A 19509-nucleotide genomic window follows, 5' to 3' on the forward strand; every position below is an offset into this window, starting at 1 on the left:
AGCTTGAAGAGTTAGTTCAAAAAGTGTTACTTTCTGGAATTTAAAAAATCTGAGTTAAGGTAATCAACATTGGTTATTTTTCCATCTTTTATCATAAAGGCGATGGTGAGTTTATCAAATTCATAGTTATATGTATTTGATTTGAGGGATTTGCGGGTAGGTTCACCATAGGCTGAAGTGAGATCTTCTACTGTACTTCCGATACCTATTCCTTTAGCTGTTTTTGCGTCAGGACCAATAAGTCCAATATGACCGACAGTTTCGGTTCCGTTACTAATAAATGTTTCCATTAGAAAGTTGGAATCGTTTGCATCTGAATCATATAAGTATAAATGTGAGCCATCCGCTTCTTCTATAGGGCTGCTAGGACAAGGAGTTCCTACGGTGTTTATCTTATCAAGAGTGGTTTGGAGATCATCAAGAATAGAAAGTGTTTCATTCTTATATGTAAATGAATCATCAGTTGAAGCAGTAGCAGTGTCTGCTGATTCAGAAGAATCTACAGAAGCACTGTCTGAGCTTGCATCAGCATTTGCTTCGTTGTTGGTATCGCCGGATGTATTTGATTCTGAATCTGTATTAACTTCTGCAACAGAAGCAGCATCTGAAGATGAAGTATCTGTAGAAGCTGCGCCACATCCCATAAGAGCGAGCATCATTGTAGCCGCGAGTAAAATTGCTGTTGTTGTCTTTTTCTTCATATCGTTATCCTCATTATTATCCTATTCATTTTGCCAAATTTTCTGAACCAATCAGTGTCACTTTGTCATTTTCTACTTTGAAGTACATTGAGTAGTTATCGAATTCATAGGAATACCAGCCGAGTTCATCAGGCTTTTGTTCTCCGTATGCTGCGATAAGCTCGTCTTTGGTGCTTCCGGGATGTATGCCTTTAGATGTCTTTGAGTTTGGGTCATTACTGGATACCTGCATAATAGCTTCTTTACCATTGTCATCAAAAGACGTGAAATGGAGACCCCATTCGTCGTTCTCTTTATTGATCATATCAAAAGCATATAGGCAATTTCTGGTTTCCATTTCGATAGGATATCCGGAAGCGGGTTCAGCAACAGATCCTGCCTTATCAAGTGAAGCCTGGAGGTCGTCAAGTGCTGAGAATTTCTCTCCTTTATATTCAATTGCAGATTCAGCTATAGCAGCGGAATCTGCAGGAGCTGCCGATTCTGTTGAGGTTTCTGTGTCTGCTTCTATGTCAGTATCATCCTTTTCTTCTTTATCAGTATCTGCCGAGTCACTGTCTGCTTTTTCGTTTATTTCTGCTACAGGAGCGTTAGCGTCAGAGGATGATTCTGAAGCAGCGCCGCATCCCATAAGTGCGAGCATCATTGTAGTTGCTAATAAAATTGCTGTCGTTGTTTTCTTTTTCATAGGTCTCTCCTTTTTATTAGTGCAATGACAATGTCAAAATGCCATCTGTGTTAATTGAATTAATACACTTATAACATGGGGGGGTAAATGTTGTCAACCGTAGGAGCAAATTAATCTTCTTTTAGACAAAAAACATCAAGAATATAGAAAAGACGGGACTTCATGAGGAAGGCCCGTCTTAGAGGAAGGCTATATTGTAATACTTATAACGATTTGAATTTCTGCGTTGTATCGTTTAGTTGCTCGGTAATCTCATTATTTTCATTGATAGCTTCAGAAATCTTTTTAATTCCTCCGACGATTTCAGATGAGCTTTCGGCAGAAGATGTGATGGCAATAGAGCTTTCTTTTATGGATTCGGTTATCATTCTTACTGATTCGACCATTTCTTGCATGATCTGGTTGAGGTGAGACGCTTTATCATCAAATGCGGCGAAGGAATCGCTCATGATATCCGCGGTGTGCTCATATTTTTCACCTGTTTCTACGAAGTCATCATAATCACCGAGTACTGTTCCGTTGATGTAATCAAGCGTGGACTGGGCGTTGTCTGCAAGTCTTCGAACCGCTTCTGTAACTTCTGCACTTATATCCTGGATATTTGCAGCAGTTCGTCTACTGTTTTCGGCGAGGGTGCTTATCTCTGTTGCTACTACGGAGAATCCTTTACCCGCTTCGCCTGCACGTGCGGCCTCAATCGAAGCATTGAGTGCGAGGAGATTAGTGTGTTTTGCTATATCCAAGATGACATTGGTAAGCTCGTTGATCTGGCTGACCTTTTCGGAATCCTGCACAGATTTTGAAAGTACCTCAGAGAGTTGTGATACGTGGTCGCTAGCGGCAATCTTCTTTTGGTTGACGCGGGCTTTGACTTCATTAGCCTCCTGCTTAACAGTGATGGCTGTTTCTGTTCCCGAAAGAGCCTGTTCAGTGATTTCTTGGGCAGCTGCCTTTACGTCTTCAACTCGGTCATTGATGGATGATACAGTTCCGGCTACAGTCTCCATATTTGCCGAGAGTTCTTCAAGGGCTGCAGAAGTGTTGGTCACGTTGTCATCCGCCATGCGAAGCTGTGAAACAACCTTTTCGGACGAACTTGTAAGGACGAGCGATCCGTTTTTTACATCCTTCATAATTCCCTGAAGTGTTTCAATGAAGTGGTTGATACCTACTGTGATGTAAAGAAGCTCGGATTTTGTTTTTGTCTTTATTCTTGCCGTGAGGTCGCCGTTTCCGCCTTCAATGTTGGTGATCATTGTGTTGACTTCGCCGCTGATGCGCTCAATCTTTTTGACAATGTTCTTATAACTTATAAGGAAGTTGAATGTGATAAGCAGCAGCATCGCAAGTACGCCTGCAATGCCGAAATAACTACCTTTTTTGAACAAGAAGTTCATTGTATTGGTGGTCTCTTTTGAGGATTTTGCAATGGCATTATCAAGGGCTTTTGACGAATGGAAGATGGCAATCTTCTGGATCTCGGCTTTGTCAAAAAGGATATTGTAAGCGGATTCCTTGTCTCCGGCATCACTTTTTTCAATAGCCGAGTCTATAAGTGTTGTAAGCCTCTGATACTGGGCTGTGATCTCTTCAAGTTGTGCGGTTGCTTCCTCGTCATTATACTGGGAAAAATTACTTTTTAGTGTTTCTATGTCAGCCGTGATGTCCTGTTTGGCTACGTTTATCTGGGGTAAAAGAGCCGTCTGTGTTTCAACGGCATTTGCAGATATGTAACCTGTTGTCTGGTCATAGAGGTTCATGACATCGGATTTTAACTTGGCTTCATGCGTTGAAAGATCCATCATCGAGTCAAACATGTTGATACTGCTTGTTGTAGATGTTTTCATGGCAGACATGACCATGTACATTACAATAAAGAATGATATGAGCATCAGCAAGTTCAAGGCAGATAACTGGAACACAATGGAATCTTTCTTTTTGATAACTACCTTAGTATTGTCCTTCATGTTTCTACCTCCTCCTTAAAGTGTCTCATACCATTTGGTTGCAATAGATTTGATCTCTTCCATGAACCCCTTGGCGTCAAGCTCGCCGGATGCATATTTTTGGAAGGCAAAAGAAAGACCTCTCTGTCCAAGTCCTGAAGGCATGTCCATCCAGTGCCAGTTTGAAGTTTTGCCGGAAGAGATATATTCAGAGATCACAGAAGCAAAAGGATCTGAGGCTACGAAGGTACAATCGGTGAACGGGCTTACGAATCCGGCTTCTTCAACGAGAATCTTCTGTGCGGATGACTCTGAGCACCATTCAAGGAATGCTTTGGCAGCTTCCACCTGACCTTCTTTGGGTATAGCCCACCAAGACGGTGCGCTTGTAAGTATTGTGTCCATGCCATCCTGAAATGCATATGGGATCATTCCGACTTTGAAGTTTCCCGCAGAAGCATATTCGCTTGCGTTGTCGCCGGTCATTGATGCGCCGATCCATGAGCCCTGAGTGATAAATGCATATTTGCCTGAAGCAAAGTTTTTTACCTGATCGGCATATTCTCCTGTAGTTTTCAAATCGGGATCGGAGTATTCATTAAAAAGACCTATCATCGCGGCATAGTCCATGAATCTGGACTCATCGAGTTTGCCGCCGTCGTTAAGAAGGTCGATGTATGTTGTATCGGATCTGTCGAGGCCTGAGTCGATGTATGCGCCAAAGATGTGGTTACCCGCTGACCAGCCGAGGTTTTCAGCTTCGGTAAAATAGCCTATAACAGCTCTCAGTCCAAGCTCATCCTTTTTGGCATCTATTTTTTCAAAAGCAGATCTCATCGACGCGGGGCCTGTTATGGAAGAAGGATCGACTCCGCATTTAGAGAGGATATCTGCGTTATATGCAAGCCCGATTGCTTCTGTTGTGAAGGGAAAGCCAAGTGTGCCGTACTTGGAATCTACGAATTCAGCATCAGTACGGCTGACCCAGTTCTGATCGCTCAGATCGACAAGAAGTCCCTCCCAGTTTGAAAAACCGGAGGCTTCGCAAGAGATAATATCCGGCATCTGGTCAGACAGATAGTAACCCTTTATCATTGCCTGAACATCTGCGCCTGCATCAACTCCCATAACTTCCACAGTTATTCCTGTTTCCTGAGTGTACTTGGAAGCAAGAGTTTCCATCTGTGTTGCGACTTCACTCTTTGTATTTAGGAGGGTGATTTTTTCGACGGGAGCGGATTCTGAAACTTCAGATTCAGTCGAAGTTTTTTTACCGCATCCGGTTAAAACATTGTTTATTGCCAACAACGAGATTAAAAAGGCGATAAAAAGTTTTTTCATACAGACCTCTTTTCTTGATGACAGATATTAATGTTTACGATATTTCATAATATTATTATCCAATAAATAGATGCAGAAGTGATAAAAAATTTATGAAATTTTCATAATATTACGAAAGACCCGCGGAAAACCGCGAGTCTTTATCGATAAAAGCTGTATTATCTTGTTTTTCCAATTTCTGCGTAGTGCTTGCGCTTTGCATCGTACATCTTCTTGTCGGCAAGCATGAATACCGAATGGACATCCTGTTCCTCTGTTTCGGAACGGAAAGCATATCCGTAAGATACGCTGTGGTTTACGTCAGGATCTTCTTCGTCAAGTTCCAGGAGAAGATCGTCTAACTTCTTAAGTAGGGCATCAAGTTCTTCGCGGCGTATACTGTCGAATATGGCGAGGAATTCGTCACCACCTGTTCTGAAGCAGTCGCCTTTTCTGCTAAATACCTTGGAAAGCGCATCCGCAAAGCTCTTGATAAGCTTATCTCCGGCGGGGTGACCGTCGTTATCGTTAACCTGTTTCAGACCGTTAAGGTCAAGGCTGACGATACAGTAGTCAAGATCGGAGCGTTCAAGGTCGTTGAGCTTCATATCACAGCTTGCTCTGTTGGGAAGTCGTGTAAGCGCATCCTCGTAGGCAAGTTGTGTAAGAGATGCATATTCTTTTCGCTGAGCATAGAACTTTGTCATGAATACAAAGTGGTTAAGCAGCTGCGTTACTACGAAGAACAGTGCGGCCGAAGGAATCAGGAATCTCATTATAAAGCTGTCTCTGCAGTCGACATTCTTGTTCAACATGTCGAAAAAGACAAGCAGCATAAAGCTCAAACTTACGAATGTGATACCAAACATGATGATCTGCGTTGAAGGATTCCGTGTTTTGCTCCTAAGGTCCTTTATGTTGTACATGATCAGCGCAAGGAACGACAGCGTTGACAATATGTAGTAAGGCATCAGGAAATGATGTATGTGCACTTTGTTCAATAAGTGAAGAACAATAAAAAGTATGCTGAATGCCAGTGTCGCAAAGCCAAGTACTGCGATGACCGAATAAACATTTTGCTTGTGCAGGTTGTATATAAGCAGATATATGCACGGGACAAGCAGGTATAGCGATATATAACTTAGGAACGTGGTCATTTCCTTGGTAATAAGGAACGTTGTGCAGTCAAATGTTGTTAAGAGCCAGAGGCCCAAAAGTATTACGATAAGCGAGCATATAATCTGTGTAAATACGCCCGAAGATCTCATGTACAGGACAAGTGAGATCAATAGGAAAATGTGTCCGAAAACGATAAGGAACATTCCCGTTAGGAGCGGATATGCCGCAGTATACAAAAGGAATCTGTATATATCGTCGTAGTTACCCAGAAGCGGGGTAATGATATTGATCTTCGTATCATTTTCAACTACGTATAGATCAATTGACAGTTTTTTTCCTTCAAAATCTCTTTTCAGAGGAATAATGTTGTAGCCTGTTCCAATGAAGGAGCCGTCTGTACGGGCATCCAGGTTCTCTTTTGCAATGGTATAACCGTCAAGAAATACTTCGTAAGCGCAGTGCTGGGTCTTAAATACAAGATAAGGGAACGGCGCATTGTTCTTAGTAAGAGGACTCGGCCTTGTCAGCGTTATCTTGTCTCCTCGTGAGAAGGTAAGACCAAGCTGGTCACTTAAGTTTGATATATCTGTGTTTAAGTACTGCTGGTTCTTATAAGTAATTACCCATCCTTTTTGAAGTTTGAACTGCGGATACCAGGGTACGACCTTGAGGAATGTGGTAAATACAAATGATATAAGCGCAATAAAAAAGATTGATGAAAGGGCGAAGGTGATATGTTTACGCATTGGCATTCACCTCCTCCATCTCGTGTTCCATTTCTTTACGTCCGTGATGTTCTTTTTTCATTTCATACATTCTTGAATCTGCGAGCATATATACTTCGTTTGAGGATGCGTTCGGAACCTCGTAGCTGTATGCGTAGCCGTAAGAAGCACTATACTGGAAGACCTGCTCCTTAAGGTTCCAGTCGGACATAAGAGAGTGGAATTCGTGTATTCTCTTGGTACAGCTTGATGCATGTTCGCCAAGCATTATAACGACAAATTCGTCTCCACCCATACGACCGATGAGGTTTGCATCCCAGAAGCAATCTGTCAAAATTGTTGCAAAGCCGGTAAGCAAGCGGTCGCCTTCGTGGTGACCGTATGTATCGTTGACCATTTTCAGCTTGTTCAGGTCGATACTGATGATTACATATATACTGCGATCCTGAGATATAACATTCATTACCTGTTCGCAACGGGCTCTGTTTGAAAGACCCGTCAGAGGATCGGTGTAAGCGAAATCAGACAATCTCTCCTGCAGTGAAGAAATCTTGCTACTGTAGATACTGTAGAACATGTAACTGATAAGCAGGCAGGAGACGAAGATAACGGCGCCAAAAGTAAATCCGTTACCGTAGTTCTGGGAATATCCGCGGTTGCTTGAATACTTATGGATGTTGAACATAGCTATATCTATGGAGGAAGATATAATGAATGTCACAACACCTATGAGGAAGAACATATCTGAATTGAGATTTCTGTTCTGTGAGTTTCGGAAATGCTTTCTGTTTTTTACCAGAATTACCAGAACCATAATGGTCTCGCTGACAATGTAACCCTGAATAAAGGCTGTCATAGCAGAAAAACGCTTGATCGTAGACAAGTGCAGGATTGTCATTCCGGCGAAAAGAAGGAAATCAAATATTACAAGGAGTTTCAAGAATCTCTTGAGTTTGCCCCTGAATATTGAAATGAAATAGCCCAAAATAGAGATAGGCATACAAATAAACGATGAATATTCGCAAAACGAGTTAGTCATCGGGTTATTTATAAGCATATCGATGAAATCAAATCTGGCAACAATGTATGTTCCGAATAGGAGTGAAGTAAGCCCGCTGAAAAATAGTCGGGATTCCTTATTGTGATACAAGAACATATAAGGAGAAATGACTATAAGAACAAGCCCGAGCACTACAAGGAATACTCCGGCAAACAAATTAATTGTATTACTTAAAAGATGATAGGATAATATATCAACACTTGAACCTATAACAAAAGGAGACAGCGAAGAAAATGATGCTTCTCTTGTGCCGATGAAGGTGATCGTGATTTCCTCTTCAGAATAGCCTTTTACAATAGGAACGTGATTGTATCTGTTTGGAACTTCTGTGGTCTGGCTGTACAAATCTCTACCGTAAGTGTATATTTGCCAATTTTCAAGCTTATCGGCTTTCTTGGAACGCTCGGCATAATGACGAATATTAACATCAACGATGCTGTGCATCGAATAAAAGTAGAGGCATAACGAATCATCACGAATCGGAGGAAGTACTCTGGTCAAAGAAAACGTATCGCCTTCATTGATAACAGGTACTTGTACGTCGTTAAGATTCTTGTTTGTAGCTATTTCTTTGCCGTTATAAGTAACGGTCCAACCATCATCTATCGGTATTAACTCTGAGGTATATTGGTAGGAAGAATCAATAATTTTCACAAATGAAAATATGCCCACCAAGATAAGCAGTAAGAAGCCTACTGCTATCAAATTGTTGTTAATTCTAAATTTCATTCTGATTCCCTCATAATTTCATATATTAAGTATATATCGAGATTGAGAAAATTCCTAGAGTATTATTCACATTTGATATTCTTTGGGCTATTATGAAGGTATGATTATTAAACTACCGGAAAATGCAAAAAAGATATTGGATACCATGCATAAAGCTGGTTTTGAAGCATATGTTGTCGGAGGATGTGTAAGAGATGCGCTTCTTTCAAGAGAACCGGGTGACTGGGACATAACAACAAATGCTTTGCCTGAAGATATAAAAAAGCTTTTTAAACGAACGGTTGATACGGGAATTGAACACGGAACGGTCACCGTTTTGACGGATAAAGAGGGATATGAAGTCACAACGTACAGAATAGACGGAAAGTACGAAGATAACAGACATCCAAGTGAAGTGACATTTACAAAGAGTCTCACCGAAGATATGAGACGCCGTGACTTTACCATAAATGCCATGGCTTATAACGAGGAAGAAGGGCTTATAGACAGGTTCGGAGGAATCGAAGATCTTGAGAATAAGCTGATAAGATGCGTTGGAGAGCCTGCAGAGAGGTTTTCCGAAGATGCACTTCGCATAATGAGAGCCGTCAGGTTTTCGGCCCAGCTTGATTATGATATAGAAGAGAAGACAAAAGAGGCAATAAAAGAGCTTGCGTCTACGCTTTCCAAGATAAGCGCAGAGAGAATCCAGACTGAGCTTGTAAAGCTTCTTGTTTCCGACCATCCGGAAAAAGCGCAGGTTATGTACGAACTTGGAATCACTAAGGTGATACTTCCCGAATTTGATGCGTGCATGGAGACTTCTCAGGATAATCCCCATCATATGTACAACGTCGGAGAGCACATTATCAAGTCGCTCGGATATGTGAGAAACGATAAAGTTTTAAGGCTGACAATGTTTTTGCATGATATAGCGAAGCCTTTGACGATAACAACGGATGAAGAAGGCGTTAACCATTTCCATGGCCATGCACAGCTTGGCGAGAAGATGGCACATGACATTTTCAGACGCCTTAAGTTTGACAGAAACACCATGGACAGGGTGTGCAACCTTATTAAGTACCACGATGACAGGTTCCCCGCTACCGCAAAGAATGTGCGAAGAACCATGAACAGAGTGGGAGAGGATGAGTTTCCTTTTCTTCTTGATGTGAAATATGCGGATACAATGGCTCAGAGCGAGTATTACCGCGAAGAAAAGCTCAAGAATATTGAGGATTCAAGAGCTCTTTATGAGAATATAAAAAAGGAAGGCGAGTGCGTGAGCCTTAAGAAGCTTGCGGTTAACGGCAAAGACCTTATCGCTCTGGGAGTGACTCCCGGAAAGCAGATAGGAGAAGTGCTCGGAGCTATGCTTGAAGACGTCATTGACGAGCCTTCGCACAATACTAAAGAATATCTGCTGGATTCTGAGCAGTTAAAAAAATTCTTTTAAAAGATCATGTATGAGGGGATGAACATGAGAATAATCATGAGATCTGTAAGAGCATTTACGGCAGTGTTTCTTGCGGCCGTTTTTACCTGCGTATACAGCGCAGATGTAAGTGCCGCCGTAAAAAATGAAAAGAAGAGCGTATCGCTTATCGGAAAATACGATTCTTCCGACACTGCTTCGATTCGCTCCATAGATTCGGAAAATAAGGAAATCAGATTCAGAAATCATTCTACGGGAAAGACGTATACCCTTAAATATGACAATACAAGCATGATGTACGACTTAAGGGGAACGCCCATGTCGGCGAGACTCTTAGAAGAAGGTCAGATTGTTGATGTCAATTTCCTTAAGAGCAGCAAGCATATCACTTCGCTTAAGGTATCGGATGAAGCGTGGACTATTGATGATACGCGTAGTCACGAACTTGTAAGGGGAGACGGAACCGCAAGAATACTGGGAGAAACTTACAAGCTTGATTCAAGAACGCTGATACTTGCGGACGGAGCGCCTGCCATAGCAGAAAATGTACTTACGACCGACAATATCAAGGCATACGGAATTGGAAAAGAGGTATACAGCGTTGTTGTTACAAGCGGACACGGTTATGTCAGCCTGTCATCCGACACTGTTGATGAACACAGTCTTGTCGGAGCATGGCTTGAGCTTGATAATGACGTTATTTACAAGATTTCTCCCAATATGCTCTTAAGTGCGCCCGAGGGCGATTATAATCTGCAGATCATCGGAAACGGAGCAGAGTATAAAACAAATGTTACAATAAACAGGAACCGGGAAACCGTCATTGATACGAGAAATGTCAAGATAACCAAGCCAAAAGAGGGACTTGTGTCATTTGAGGTAACTCCCGCAGATGCCGAGATTTACATCGACGGGGAGCAGGTTTTTGCCGATACTTCAAAGTCAGTAAGCTACGGTTACCACAATCTCAAGGTAATGGCCGAAGGATATATCACACAGAACAAGTATCTTAAGGTGGGTACGCCTAAATCTGTGGTAAAGATAGAACTTGAGCCTGATTCTGATAATGCGGATTCATCAAACAGCTCATCATCGGACAGTTCGTCTTTTTCTTCATCATATGATAAGACAAATAAGTCAACGAGCGCTGTTTCTGTTGCGTCACTTCCGGGAAAGAGCTCTGCCGCAACATCGGCTTCAAGCATAACCGACAAGGACAAGACGAAGAACCAGAAGAACAAGGTTATCGAAGGTTATAAGGTTTATGTGGATTCGCCTGAGGGAGCGGAGCTGTTTTTTGACGGAAATTATATTGGTGTAGTGCCGACCAGCCTTAAAAAGGTTTCAGGAAATCATGAGATAATACTTAGGAAAAATGGTTATAATACGAAGAGCCTTCGTGTAAACATAGACGCGGATGAGTCGGATGTGTCATATAACCTGGGTGAGATGGCAAAAGTGAAGGAGGATACTGAGACTAAGCCTAAGTCTGAAGAGAGCCCCACAGCCGCTTCGACTGAAAAACAGGCAGAGAATCCGTCTAAGGCAGCATCCGAATCTACAACGCATGACTTAGGTAAGAAGGAGACTCCTTCTTCATCGGAAAAGTCCGATACATCCGCAGCCACAGAGAAAACGACTGCAACCGCGCACTATGCAAGCACGGCTTCTTCCGAGGAAGATGAAAGTCCGTCAAAAAAGTCAACAGCAGACGCAGCTAATAAGAGTTCGACAAAAGAAGATGAGACAACGTCTGTAAATAAGAAAGACTCTGATAATAAAGACGGTAAAAAAGCCGGTGACAACAAAGATAAGACAGGGAAAGATAAAAATAACAACAGTGATGCGGCAAATACCGCATCAGGAGAGGAATAAATGAGATTAGATAAGTATTTAAAAGTAACAAGATTGATAAAAAGACGCACAGTAGCGAATGAAGCCTGCGATGCGGGAAGAGTTCAGATAAACGGAAGACCTGCAAAGGCTTCTGCCGATGTAAAAGTCGGAGATAAGATAACCATCGGATTTGGTAATAAAGATGTGAATGTCGAAGTGCTTGATGTGCGGGAAACAATACACAAAGAAGACGTAACAGAGCTATATCGCTACATTTGACAGGCTTTTATAGCATGTATTAAAATAAAAATATATAAAAGCATTTGAAGAGGTGCGATATGGCGACAAAAGCACGCTACAAAAGGCGTAGTTTTCAAAATAAAGCGGGCATCGCGCTCGCGTCGTGTGTGGTTATAATTCTTGCGACTGTTGTGTCCATAAAGAGCATCAGTCTTTTTGAGAAGGTTAATGAGTATGAGGAGAAGGAAGCTTACCTCAATGCCCAGATCGATGCCGAGGTTGCAAGGGGCAAGGAAATAGCCGAATTTGAAAGATATACCCAGACACGAAAATATATAGAAGAAACCGCTAAGGATAAACTTGGACTGGTTTATCCCGGTGAGATTGTTTTTAAAATTGAGGACAGGTAATTTGTTATTATTTTGCGGAGCACAGCGCAGACAATGATACGGGTACGTATAGGTCTGCGCTTTAATTTTTCAATATGAACAGATTCGAAAACACCGTACTAAACTATATAAGAGCCAATAAAATGGCAGTTTCCGGAGAAAAGATCCTTGTGGGATTTTCGGGAGGAGCGGATTCTGTCGCACTTTTGCTGGTCTTGTATAAGTTAAGAGAGCTCCTTGGCATCGAGCTTGTTGCGGTCCATGTAAATCACGGAATCAGGGAAGAAGCGGGAAGAGACGCAGAGTTTACCCGTAGCTTCTGTGAAGAACGGGGAATAAGTTATTATCTGGTGGAAGAGGATGTCCCCGGAATTGCAAGAGAAAATAAGCTGACCGAAGAAGAAGCGGGACGGAATGTAAGATACGAGGCTTTTCGCAAGATAGCTGAGAAAGAGGGCGCCGTTAAGATTGCGGTTGCACATCACAGAAACGACGTGGCGGAGACACTTCTTTTAAATCTCCTTCGAGGAACGGGGCTTCATGGTGCGGGTGCCATACGTGCCGTTAGGGATAATGTGATAAGGCCCTTATTGTGCGTTACGAGACAGGAAATTGAGGAGTATCTTGCGGGAGAAGGAATATCTTTTTGCCACGATGCTACCAACGACGAGAATATCCATACGAGGAACAAGGTCAGAAACGAGCTTATTCCTTATATGACCGATAATATAAATGCAGAGGCGGTAAAGCATCTGTGCAGAGCAGCGTCTGATTTTGCCCTCGCGGATGACTTTATATGTAAGGTCACGGGAGAGCTTTTTGACAAGGCTTGTACCTTTGACGGAAAAAGTGTCAGAATAGAGTTGAAGGTTCTTAAGAGCGTAGATCTTTTTATCCAAAAGAACGTGATCTTAAGGTGTTTCGAGATGCTTACACCAAACAGGAAAGACATAACGGCAAGTCACGTTGATGCGGTGACGGATATCATGGTATCGGAAAGCGGGACGGCGTATGTCGACCTTCCGTACGGGCTTGTCGCAAAGAGAGAGTACGACATACTTACTCTTTCGAAGAAAGTGGTGGAAAGCCTTGATAATTCGCTTGTTATAGATTTTTTTGACCGGGTAAAAAAAGACGGTGAGGCAGGTTATGACATTCCGGGACTTGGAAGGATGGAGGCAAGCGTCAGAGAGTTTGTAAAAGGCTCAAGTATTCCGCGCGGTACGTATACTAAATGGTTCGATTGTGATAGAATACAAGCAGCCGTTTTTAGATGCAGAAGACCCGATGACTATATATTTATTGAGACGGGAAGCGGCATTCATAAGAAAAAGCTGTCGAAGTTCATGACAGATGTCAAAATTCCTATAGACAGAAGAGACAGTATCTATGTAATGGCTGACGGAGACCATGTTTTGTGGGTTCCGGGGTACAGAATAAGTGCTAATACCAAGGTGAGTGAAGATACAAAAAGTATTTTGGCTATAAATTTTTTGGATGGAGGAAATTACTGTGGCTGAATCAGTTCGCGTTTTATTGACAGAAGATGAAGTTGACAAGAGGATAAAGGAGCTTGGGGAAGCAATCAGCAGAGATTATCAGGGTGAGACAGTGCACCTTGTATGTGTTTTAAAGGGCGGAGTGTTCTTTATGTGTGAGCTTGCAAAGCGTATCACAGTCCCTGTTACGATGGATTTCATGTCAGCATCAAGCTATGGCAGTTCAACTAAGTCAAGCGGTGTAGTTAAGATTGTAAAGGATCTTGATGAACCTCTTAAGGACAGACATGTTATTATAGTAGAGGATATTGTTGATTCGGGAAGAACGTTGTCTTATCTTATCAAGATGCTCGGCGACAGAGAGCCTGCAAGCATCAAGCTTTGCACACTCCTTGATAAGCCTGAGCGCAGAGTTACAGATGTAAAGGTGGACTATACGGGATTTAATATTCCCGATGAGTTTGTTGTAGGATACGGACTTGACTACGATCAGAGATATCGTAACCTTCCGTATATCGGAGTAGTAGAATTTAATTGATAAAGGCGTCATAAAAAAGCTTCCGAAAGGGGAACATAAGCAATTGAACCGGAATAAAAGTTTTAATTCAATTTTTCTATTTGTAGTAGTATTACTTGTTTGCGTGATATTCATCGAATATGGCAAGAGTTTTATTTCAAGCCAGTCAGGCGCATATTCCATGAATGAATTTGAGCGCGATCTTAATGCAGATACAGTCGCATATGTAATGATCATGCCCAATTCCGAGACACCTACAGGTTCTGTAAGAGTAAGCTTCAACAACGCGGCAGATGATGTGACATTCTACACAACTGATGTGACCAAGGTTGAGAGCATTTGTACAGAAAAGGGTGTTAAGACAGAGGTAAAAGACATTCCGTCTGAGAATGTACTTATAAATGGAATCATTCCCGTTATAGTGGGACTTATCGTAATGGTATTCGTTTTCTCGATGTTTAGCAATATGCAGGCGAGCAGTTCGGGAAACAGCCGAATGATGAACTTTGGAAAGAGCAGAGCCAAATTATCCACAGGTGATGAAAACAAGGTCAAGCTTAATGATGTAGCGGGACTTAAGGAAGAAAAAGAGCAGCTTGCTGAGATAATCGAATTCTTGAAGGATCCAGGCAAATTCACGGCTGTCGGAGCCAGAATTCCCAAGGGTGTTCTACTTGAAGGTGCACCCGGAACAGGTAAGACACTCCTTGCAAGAGCCGTTGCAGGTGAAGCGGGCGTTCCGTTCTTTAGTATTTCAGGTTCCGATTTCGTAGAAATGTTCGTTGGTGTAGGTGCATCCAGAGTAAGAGATCTTTTTACCGAGGCTAAGAAGAATGCGCCTTGCATAATCTTTATTGATGAGATTGATGCGGTTGCAAGACGCCGCGGTACAGGTATGGGCGGAGGACACGACGAGAGAGAGCAGACACTTAACCAGATGCTTGTCGAGATGGACGGCTTTGGTGTGAATGAGGGTATTATCGTAATGGCTGCCACAAACAGAGTAGATATCCTCGATCCTGCCATATTAAGACCCGGACGATTTGACAGAAAGATTACGGTAACAAGACCTGACATTGGTGAAAGAGAGGCAATCCTTAAGGTTCATGCACATAATAAGCCTCTCGGAAGCGATGTGGATCTTAAGCAGCTTGCTCAGACAACTGCCGGATTTACAGGCGCAGATCTTGAGAACCTTCTTAATGAAGCAGCTATAAATGCGGCGGTAGACAGCAGGAAGTTTATTACTCCCGCTGATATAAACAGAGCGTTTACTCAGGTTGGAATCGGAACTGAGAAGCACAGTAAGATCATTTCCGAGAAGGAAAAGAAGATAACGGCTTATCACGAGACAGGTCATGCGATCCTGTTCCACCTTCTTCCGGATGTAGGCCCTGTGCATACAATATCTATCATTCCTACAGGACTTGGCGCAGCAGGCTATACAATGCCTCTTCCCGAGAATGATGATATGTTCCTTACAAAGAACAAGATGCTTCAGGAGATCATGGTATCTCTCGGTGGAAGAATCGCAGAAGAGATCATCTTCGGTGATATTACAACAGGTGCATCAAGCGACATCAGAAAAGCTACACAGGAAGCCAGAAGCATGGTTACCAAGTACGGAATGTCAGAGACCATCGGTGTTGTAAACTACGATGATAATGAAGAAGACGTATTTATCGGCTATGATATATCTCATTCAAAGAAGCACAGTGAGCTTATGTCAGGCGAGATTGATAAAGAAGTAAAGACCATAATAGACAAGTGTTACGCAAAGGCAAAAGAGATTATTCTTAAGTATGAGGACATTCTGCACAGCAGTTCAGCACTCCTCATAGAAAAGGAGAAGATCGGAAGAGAAGAATTTGAAGCATTATTCGAAGGTCACAACGTTGATATCGATTATGCATTAGAAATCTGATTGTGAAAATTGCACAAAAACTCATAGCTGTTTTTGATAAATTTGTGAAGTGTTAGTCTTTACGCGGGTTTGGGTGGGTGTTAGTATAATATGCGTAACCCCCCAATACATTATATAGTTTTTTGCTATACCCCATAAGAAAGAAATACCTTCTCTTAGAAAAGACAGCTATGCTGTCTTTTTTGCTTTATATACGAATATTTCGGAGTCTACGCGGCCTAAATGTGCGCGAATATGACCGGTGGGAATGACTTATGAATGAGAGAGCGTTTTTCCATGATATGACCTTAGACTACCTAAGGCCTGCGGAACCGGACAAAAACAGAAAGGTAGATATACGATTCAGATGCAGGAGGGCTGAGGCATCTGAAATTATTCTCGTGTGGAAAGGCGAAAGACATCCCATGACATGTTCGGAGACATCGGGAGAGTTTGATTATTACGATGCATCCGTAAATGTAGGTGAAGAGCCTACGAGTTATTTTTTTGAAATCGAAGGAATGGACGGTAGCTTTTTTTTACTATGATAAGAGAGGCGCCGTTACCAATATAATGGAAAGCATGAATTTCAAGGTATATCCCGGCCTGTCAACGCCCAAATGGGCCAAGGGTGCGGTGATATATCAGATATTCGTGGAAAGATTCTGTAACGGAGACAAGGATAACGACGTTGTTTCCGGTGAATATTCTTATAACGGAAGAAACGTGCTGAAAGTAGGTGAGTGGGAAAGATACCCCGATCCTCAGTATGATTTCGGAGAGTTCTATGGCGGCGATCTTAAGGGCGTTATGGATAAGCTTGATTATCTCAAGGATCTTGGGATAGATGCGATCTATTTTAACCCGCTGTTTGTATCGCCTTCCTGTCACAAGTATGATACCCAGGATTATGATCATATAGATCCTCATTTCGGCAAGATTGTTGAGGATGGTGGAAGCGTGCTTGGAAATAATGAGCATGATAACACAAAAGCAACCAAATATATCAAGCGTGTTACCGATCAAAAGAACCTTGAAGCGAGTGATAAGCTATTTGCAGAGCTGGTAAGCGAAGCGCATAAACGCGGTATCAAGGTTATATTGGACGGTGTGTTCAATCACTGCGGTTCATTTAATAAGTGGATGGACAGAGAGAGGATTTACGAGAACAGCAAGGGATATGAGCCGGGCGCCTATGTTTCTAAGGACAGTCCTTATCATGATTTCTTTGCTTTTACGAGAGATGCCTGGCCATATAATCCGCACTATGACGGCTGGTGGGGATATGATACGCTTCCCAAGCTAAATTACGAGGGCTCTAAGAAGCTTGAAGAATATATATTAAACATTGGAAGAAAGTGGGTTTCACCTCCGTATAACGCAGACGGATGGAGACTTGACGTTGCGGCCGATCTTGGACACTCGCAGGAATATAATCATTATTTCTGGAAGAGGTTTAGAGAAGAGGTAAAAAAAGCAAATCCTAAGGCGATAATCCTCGCTGAGCAGTATGGCCCCGCTGCGAGCTGGCTTATGGGCGATGAGTGGGATACGGTTATGAACTATGATGCTTTCATGGATCCTGTAACATGGTTCCTTACGGGAATGGACAAGCACAGCGATGAGTTTAAGCCGACGCGTATAGGAAATGCCAGGGAGTTTTTTGATACGATGTTATATATAGGAGGCGAGAATTTCACTATGCCTTCCTTGTATACGGCAATGAATGAGCTGTCCAATCACGACCACTCGAGATTCCTTACAAGGACGAGCCAAAAGGTCGGAAGGAGCAGCACGCTTATGGCGTCTTCGGCAAATACAGGAATAAGTAAGCCTGTAATGCGCGAAGCGGTGATGATCCAGATGACATGGCCCGGTGCGCCGACGATATACTACGGTGATGAGGTCGGCCTTTGCGGATTTACGGACCCCGATAACAGGAGAACTTATCCGTGGGGCAAAGAAGACCTTGAGATGCTTGAATATCACAAGAAGATGATAAAAATTCACAAGAAGCATAAGGAATTCTCGGAAGGTTCGATAAGAGAAATGTACGCAGACTTTAATTTCCTTGCATACGGAAGATTTAACAGGACAGCGGCATCTATTGTTGTGATAAACAACAATGAATATGAGGTTACCAAAGAAATCGATGTTATGCCCATAGGAATTCCGAAGGAAGCGCTTCTTACACAGCTTATGCTTACCGACGGAAAGGGATTTATCGATAAACCAAGCAATATGAGGGTAAAAGACGGTATTCTTACGGTTACGGTATCGAGAAAATCGGGACTGATCCTTAGGTACGACAGCACCGCACCTTCGTCATCAGAAGGATTCTGGGCTGACAACTTCATCAGCTTTGAATGATTGTGAAATGATTAACTTTATTTTTTAGGAAGGTAAGTATATAATAGATTTAGTCGTTCAATAAGGCGTGGGGATAATGTAGCGCCTACAAAAATATAATGTAAGGGAGATAAACTATGTTAGTATCCGCAAAAGACATGCTTGTAAAAGCAAAAGAAGGTCACTACGCAGTAGGCCAGTTTAACATCAATAACCTTGAGTGGACAAAGTCTATCCTGTTAACAGCTCAGGAGCTTAATTCTCCTGTTATCCTTGGTGTATCTGAGGGCGCAGGTAAGTACATGACAGGATTTGAGACAGTATCAGCAATGGTTAAGGCAATGGATAAGTGCCTTGGAATTACAGTTCCCGTTGCGCTTCACTTAGATCATGGTACATACGACGGATGTTATAAGTGCGTTGAGGCCGGATTCACATCAATCATGTTTGATGGCTCACATTATGATATCGAGGAGAACGTTGCTAAGACAACAGAGCTTGTAAACGTTGCTCATCATCTCGGACTTTCTATCGAGGCAGAAGTTGGTTCAATCGGTGGAGAGGAAGACGGAGTAGTTGGAATGGGTGAGTGTGCAGATCCCAACGAGTGTAAGAGAATCGCTGATCTTGGCGTAGATATGCTTGCTGCAGGTATCGGTAACATTCATGGTAAATATCCTGAAGGATGGCCGGGACTTAGATTCGACGTTCTCGATGCTATCCAGCAGAAGACAGGAGCAATGCCTCTCGTTCTTCACGGTGGTACAGGAATTCCTGCAGAAATGATCAAGAAGGCTATCTCACTTGGTGTATCAAAGATCAACGTTAACACAGAGTGCCAGCTTTCATTCGCAGAAGCAACACGTAAATATGTTGAAGCAGGTAAAGATCTTGAAGGTAAGGGATTTGACCCTCGTAAGCTTCTTGCTCCCGGTGCTGATGCTATCAAGGCTACAGTTAAGGAGAAGATGGAGCTCTTCGGATCAGTTGGAAAGGCTTGATCGTTTATTTCCGTGGGCAACTTATAAAATTAACGAGGCGAAGCCGTTTGGCTTCGCCTTTTTATCAACTACA

General features: G+C 42.5%; 14 protein-coding genes and 1 pseudogene. 9 read left to right on the forward strand and 6 right to left on the reverse strand.

The genetic code is table 11. The features are described from left to right. Positions 1–26: 26 nt before the first annotated feature. The 6 genes from CD00_RS0112840 to CD00_RS0112865 form a co-directional block, all read right to left on the reverse strand. The gene (locus CD00_RS0112840) at positions 27–701 is read right to left on the reverse strand and encodes a hypothetical protein (RefSeq protein ID WP_026656336.1); all 675 of its coding nucleotides are present in this window, start codon (positions 699–701) and stop codon (positions 27–29) included. A 25-nt stretch (positions 702–726) separates the two neighbouring features. Continuing rightward, on the reverse strand, positions 727–1389 hold the full coding sequence (locus tag CD00_RS0112845) for a hypothetical protein (RefSeq protein ID WP_026656337.1): 663 nt from the start codon (positions 1387–1389) through the stop codon (positions 727–729). A 203-nt stretch (positions 1390–1592) separates the two neighbouring features. Continuing rightward, positions 1593–3356, reverse strand: coding sequence for a methyl-accepting chemotaxis protein (locus CD00_RS0112850; protein ID WP_026656339.1), 1764 nt, complete (start codon positions 3354–3356; stop codon positions 1593–1595). 15 nt (positions 3357–3371) lie between these two features. Beyond that, entirely contained in the window at positions 3372–4676 is a 1305-nt protein-coding gene (locus tag CD00_RS0112855; RefSeq protein ID WP_026656340.1) for an ABC transporter substrate-binding protein, read from the reverse strand. A gap of 158 nt (positions 4677–4834) precedes the next feature. Next, on the reverse strand, positions 4835–6520 hold the full coding sequence (locus CD00_RS0112860) for a GGDEF domain-containing protein (protein ID WP_026656341.1): 1686 nt from the start codon (positions 6518–6520) through the stop codon (positions 4835–4837). Further along, positions 6513–8288, reverse strand: a complete 1776-nt coding sequence (locus tag CD00_RS0112865) for a GGDEF domain-containing protein (protein ID WP_026656342.1) — start codon at positions 8286–8288, stop codon at positions 6513–6515. The genes CD00_RS0112860 and CD00_RS0112865 overlap by 8 nt, the downstream gene beginning before the upstream one ends. A gap of 100 nt (positions 8289–8388) precedes the next feature. On the opposite strand from CD00_RS0112865, the gene CD00_RS0112870 reads away from it, so the two are divergent. The 9 genes and pseudogenes from CD00_RS0112870 to fba all read left to right on the forward strand — a co-directional run bounded on the left by CD00_RS0112870 (position 8389) and on the right by fba (position 19436). Further along, entirely contained in the window at positions 8389–9723 is a 1335-nt protein-coding gene (locus CD00_RS0112870; RefSeq protein WP_026656343.1) for a CCA tRNA nucleotidyltransferase, read from the forward strand. Positions 9724–9747: 24 nt separating this feature from the next. Then, positions 9748–11577: a PEGA domain-containing protein gene (locus CD00_RS0112875; RefSeq protein WP_026656344.1), complete on the forward strand. Its 1830-nt coding sequence runs from the start codon at positions 9748–9750 to the stop codon at positions 11575–11577. After that, the gene (locus CD00_RS0112880) at positions 11578–11817 is read left to right on the forward strand and encodes an RNA-binding S4 domain-containing protein (protein WP_026656346.1); all 240 of its coding nucleotides are present in this window, start codon (positions 11578–11580) and stop codon (positions 11815–11817) included. 59 nt (positions 11818–11876) lie between these two features. Beyond that, on the forward strand, positions 11877–12188 hold the full coding sequence (locus CD00_RS0112885; protein ID WP_026656347.1) for an FtsB family cell division protein: 312 nt from the start codon (positions 11877–11879) through the stop codon (positions 12186–12188). A gap of 74 nt (positions 12189–12262) precedes the next feature. Continuing rightward, the gene (tilS, locus tag CD00_RS0112890; RefSeq protein WP_026656348.1) at positions 12263–13687 is read left to right on the forward strand and encodes a tRNA lysidine(34) synthetase TilS; all 1425 of its coding nucleotides are present in this window, start codon (positions 12263–12265) and stop codon (positions 13685–13687) included. After that, positions 13680–14204 (forward strand): hypoxanthine phosphoribosyltransferase, encoded by a 525-nt coding sequence (gene hpt / locus CD00_RS0112895; protein ID WP_026656349.1) that lies wholly within the window; start codon positions 13680–13682, stop codon positions 14202–14204. Before tilS ends, hpt begins: the two co-directional genes overlap by 8 nt. 43 nt (positions 14205–14247) lie before the next feature. After that, positions 14248–16107 carry an ATP-dependent zinc metalloprotease FtsH gene (gene ftsH / locus CD00_RS0112900; protein WP_026656350.1) on the forward strand — a complete coding sequence of 620 codons (1860 nt, stop codon included), beginning with the start codon at positions 14248–14250 and terminating at the stop codon, positions 16105–16107. A 254-nt stretch (positions 16108–16361) separates the two neighbouring features. Beyond that, a pseudogene (locus tag CD00_RS18360) lies at positions 16362–18456 on the forward strand (glycoside hydrolase family 13 protein). 116 nt (positions 18457–18572) lie between these two features. Beyond that, complete coding sequence (gene fba / locus CD00_RS0112910) at positions 18573–19436, forward strand: class II fructose-1,6-bisphosphate aldolase (protein ID WP_026656351.1); 864 nt, start codon at positions 18573–18575, stop codon at positions 19434–19436. The last annotated feature ends 73 nt before the right edge of the window (positions 19437–19509 follow it).

It is taken from the genome of Butyrivibrio sp. AE3003 (assembly GCF_000686065.1).
Taxonomy (GTDB): Bacteria; Bacillota; Clostridia; order Lachnospirales; family Lachnospiraceae; genus Butyrivibrio; species Butyrivibrio hungatei_A.

Bases quoted from the DNA above. Each gene is read 5' to 3' on its own strand.
- CD00_RS0112875 (WP_026656344.1), top strand. From the start codon at position 9,748: ATGAGAATAATCATGAGATCTGTAAGAGCATTTACGGCAGTGTTTCTT.
- CD00_RS0112870 (WP_026656343.1), top strand. From the start codon at position 8,389: ATGATTATTAAACTACCGGAAAATGCAAAAAAGATATTGGATACCATG.
- CD00_RS0112845 (WP_026656337.1), bottom strand. From the start codon at position 1,389: ATGAAAAAGAAAACAACGACAGCAATTTTATTAGCAACTACAATGATG.
- tilS (WP_026656348.1), top strand. From the start codon at position 12,263: ATGAACAGATTCGAAAACACCGTACTAAACTATATAAGAGCCAATAAA.
- CD00_RS0112885 (WP_026656347.1), top strand. From the start codon at position 11,877: ATGGCGACAAAAGCACGCTACAAAAGGCGTAGTTTTCAAAATAAAGCG.
- CD00_RS0112865 (WP_026656342.1), bottom strand. From the start codon at position 8,288: ATGAAATTTAGAATTAACAACAATTTGATAGCAGTAGGCTTCTTACTG.
- CD00_RS0112840 (WP_026656336.1), bottom strand. From the start codon at position 701: ATGAAGAAAAAGACAACAACAGCAATTTTACTCGCGGCTACAATGATG.
- CD00_RS0112850 (WP_026656339.1), bottom strand. From the start codon at position 3,356: ATGAAGGACAATACTAAGGTAGTTATCAAAAAGAAAGATTCCATTGTG.
- CD00_RS0112860 (WP_026656341.1), bottom strand. From the start codon at position 6,520: ATGCGTAAACATATCACCTTCGCCCTTTCATCAATCTTTTTTATTGCG.
- fba (WP_026656351.1), top strand. From the start codon at position 18,573: ATGTTAGTATCCGCAAAAGACATGCTTGTAAAAGCAAAAGAAGGTCAC.
- CD00_RS0112880 (WP_026656346.1), top strand. From the start codon at position 11,578: ATGAGATTAGATAAGTATTTAAAAGTAACAAGATTGATAAAAAGACGC.
- CD00_RS0112855 (WP_026656340.1), bottom strand. From the start codon at position 4,676: ATGAAAAAACTTTTTATCGCCTTTTTAATCTCGTTGTTGGCAATAAAC.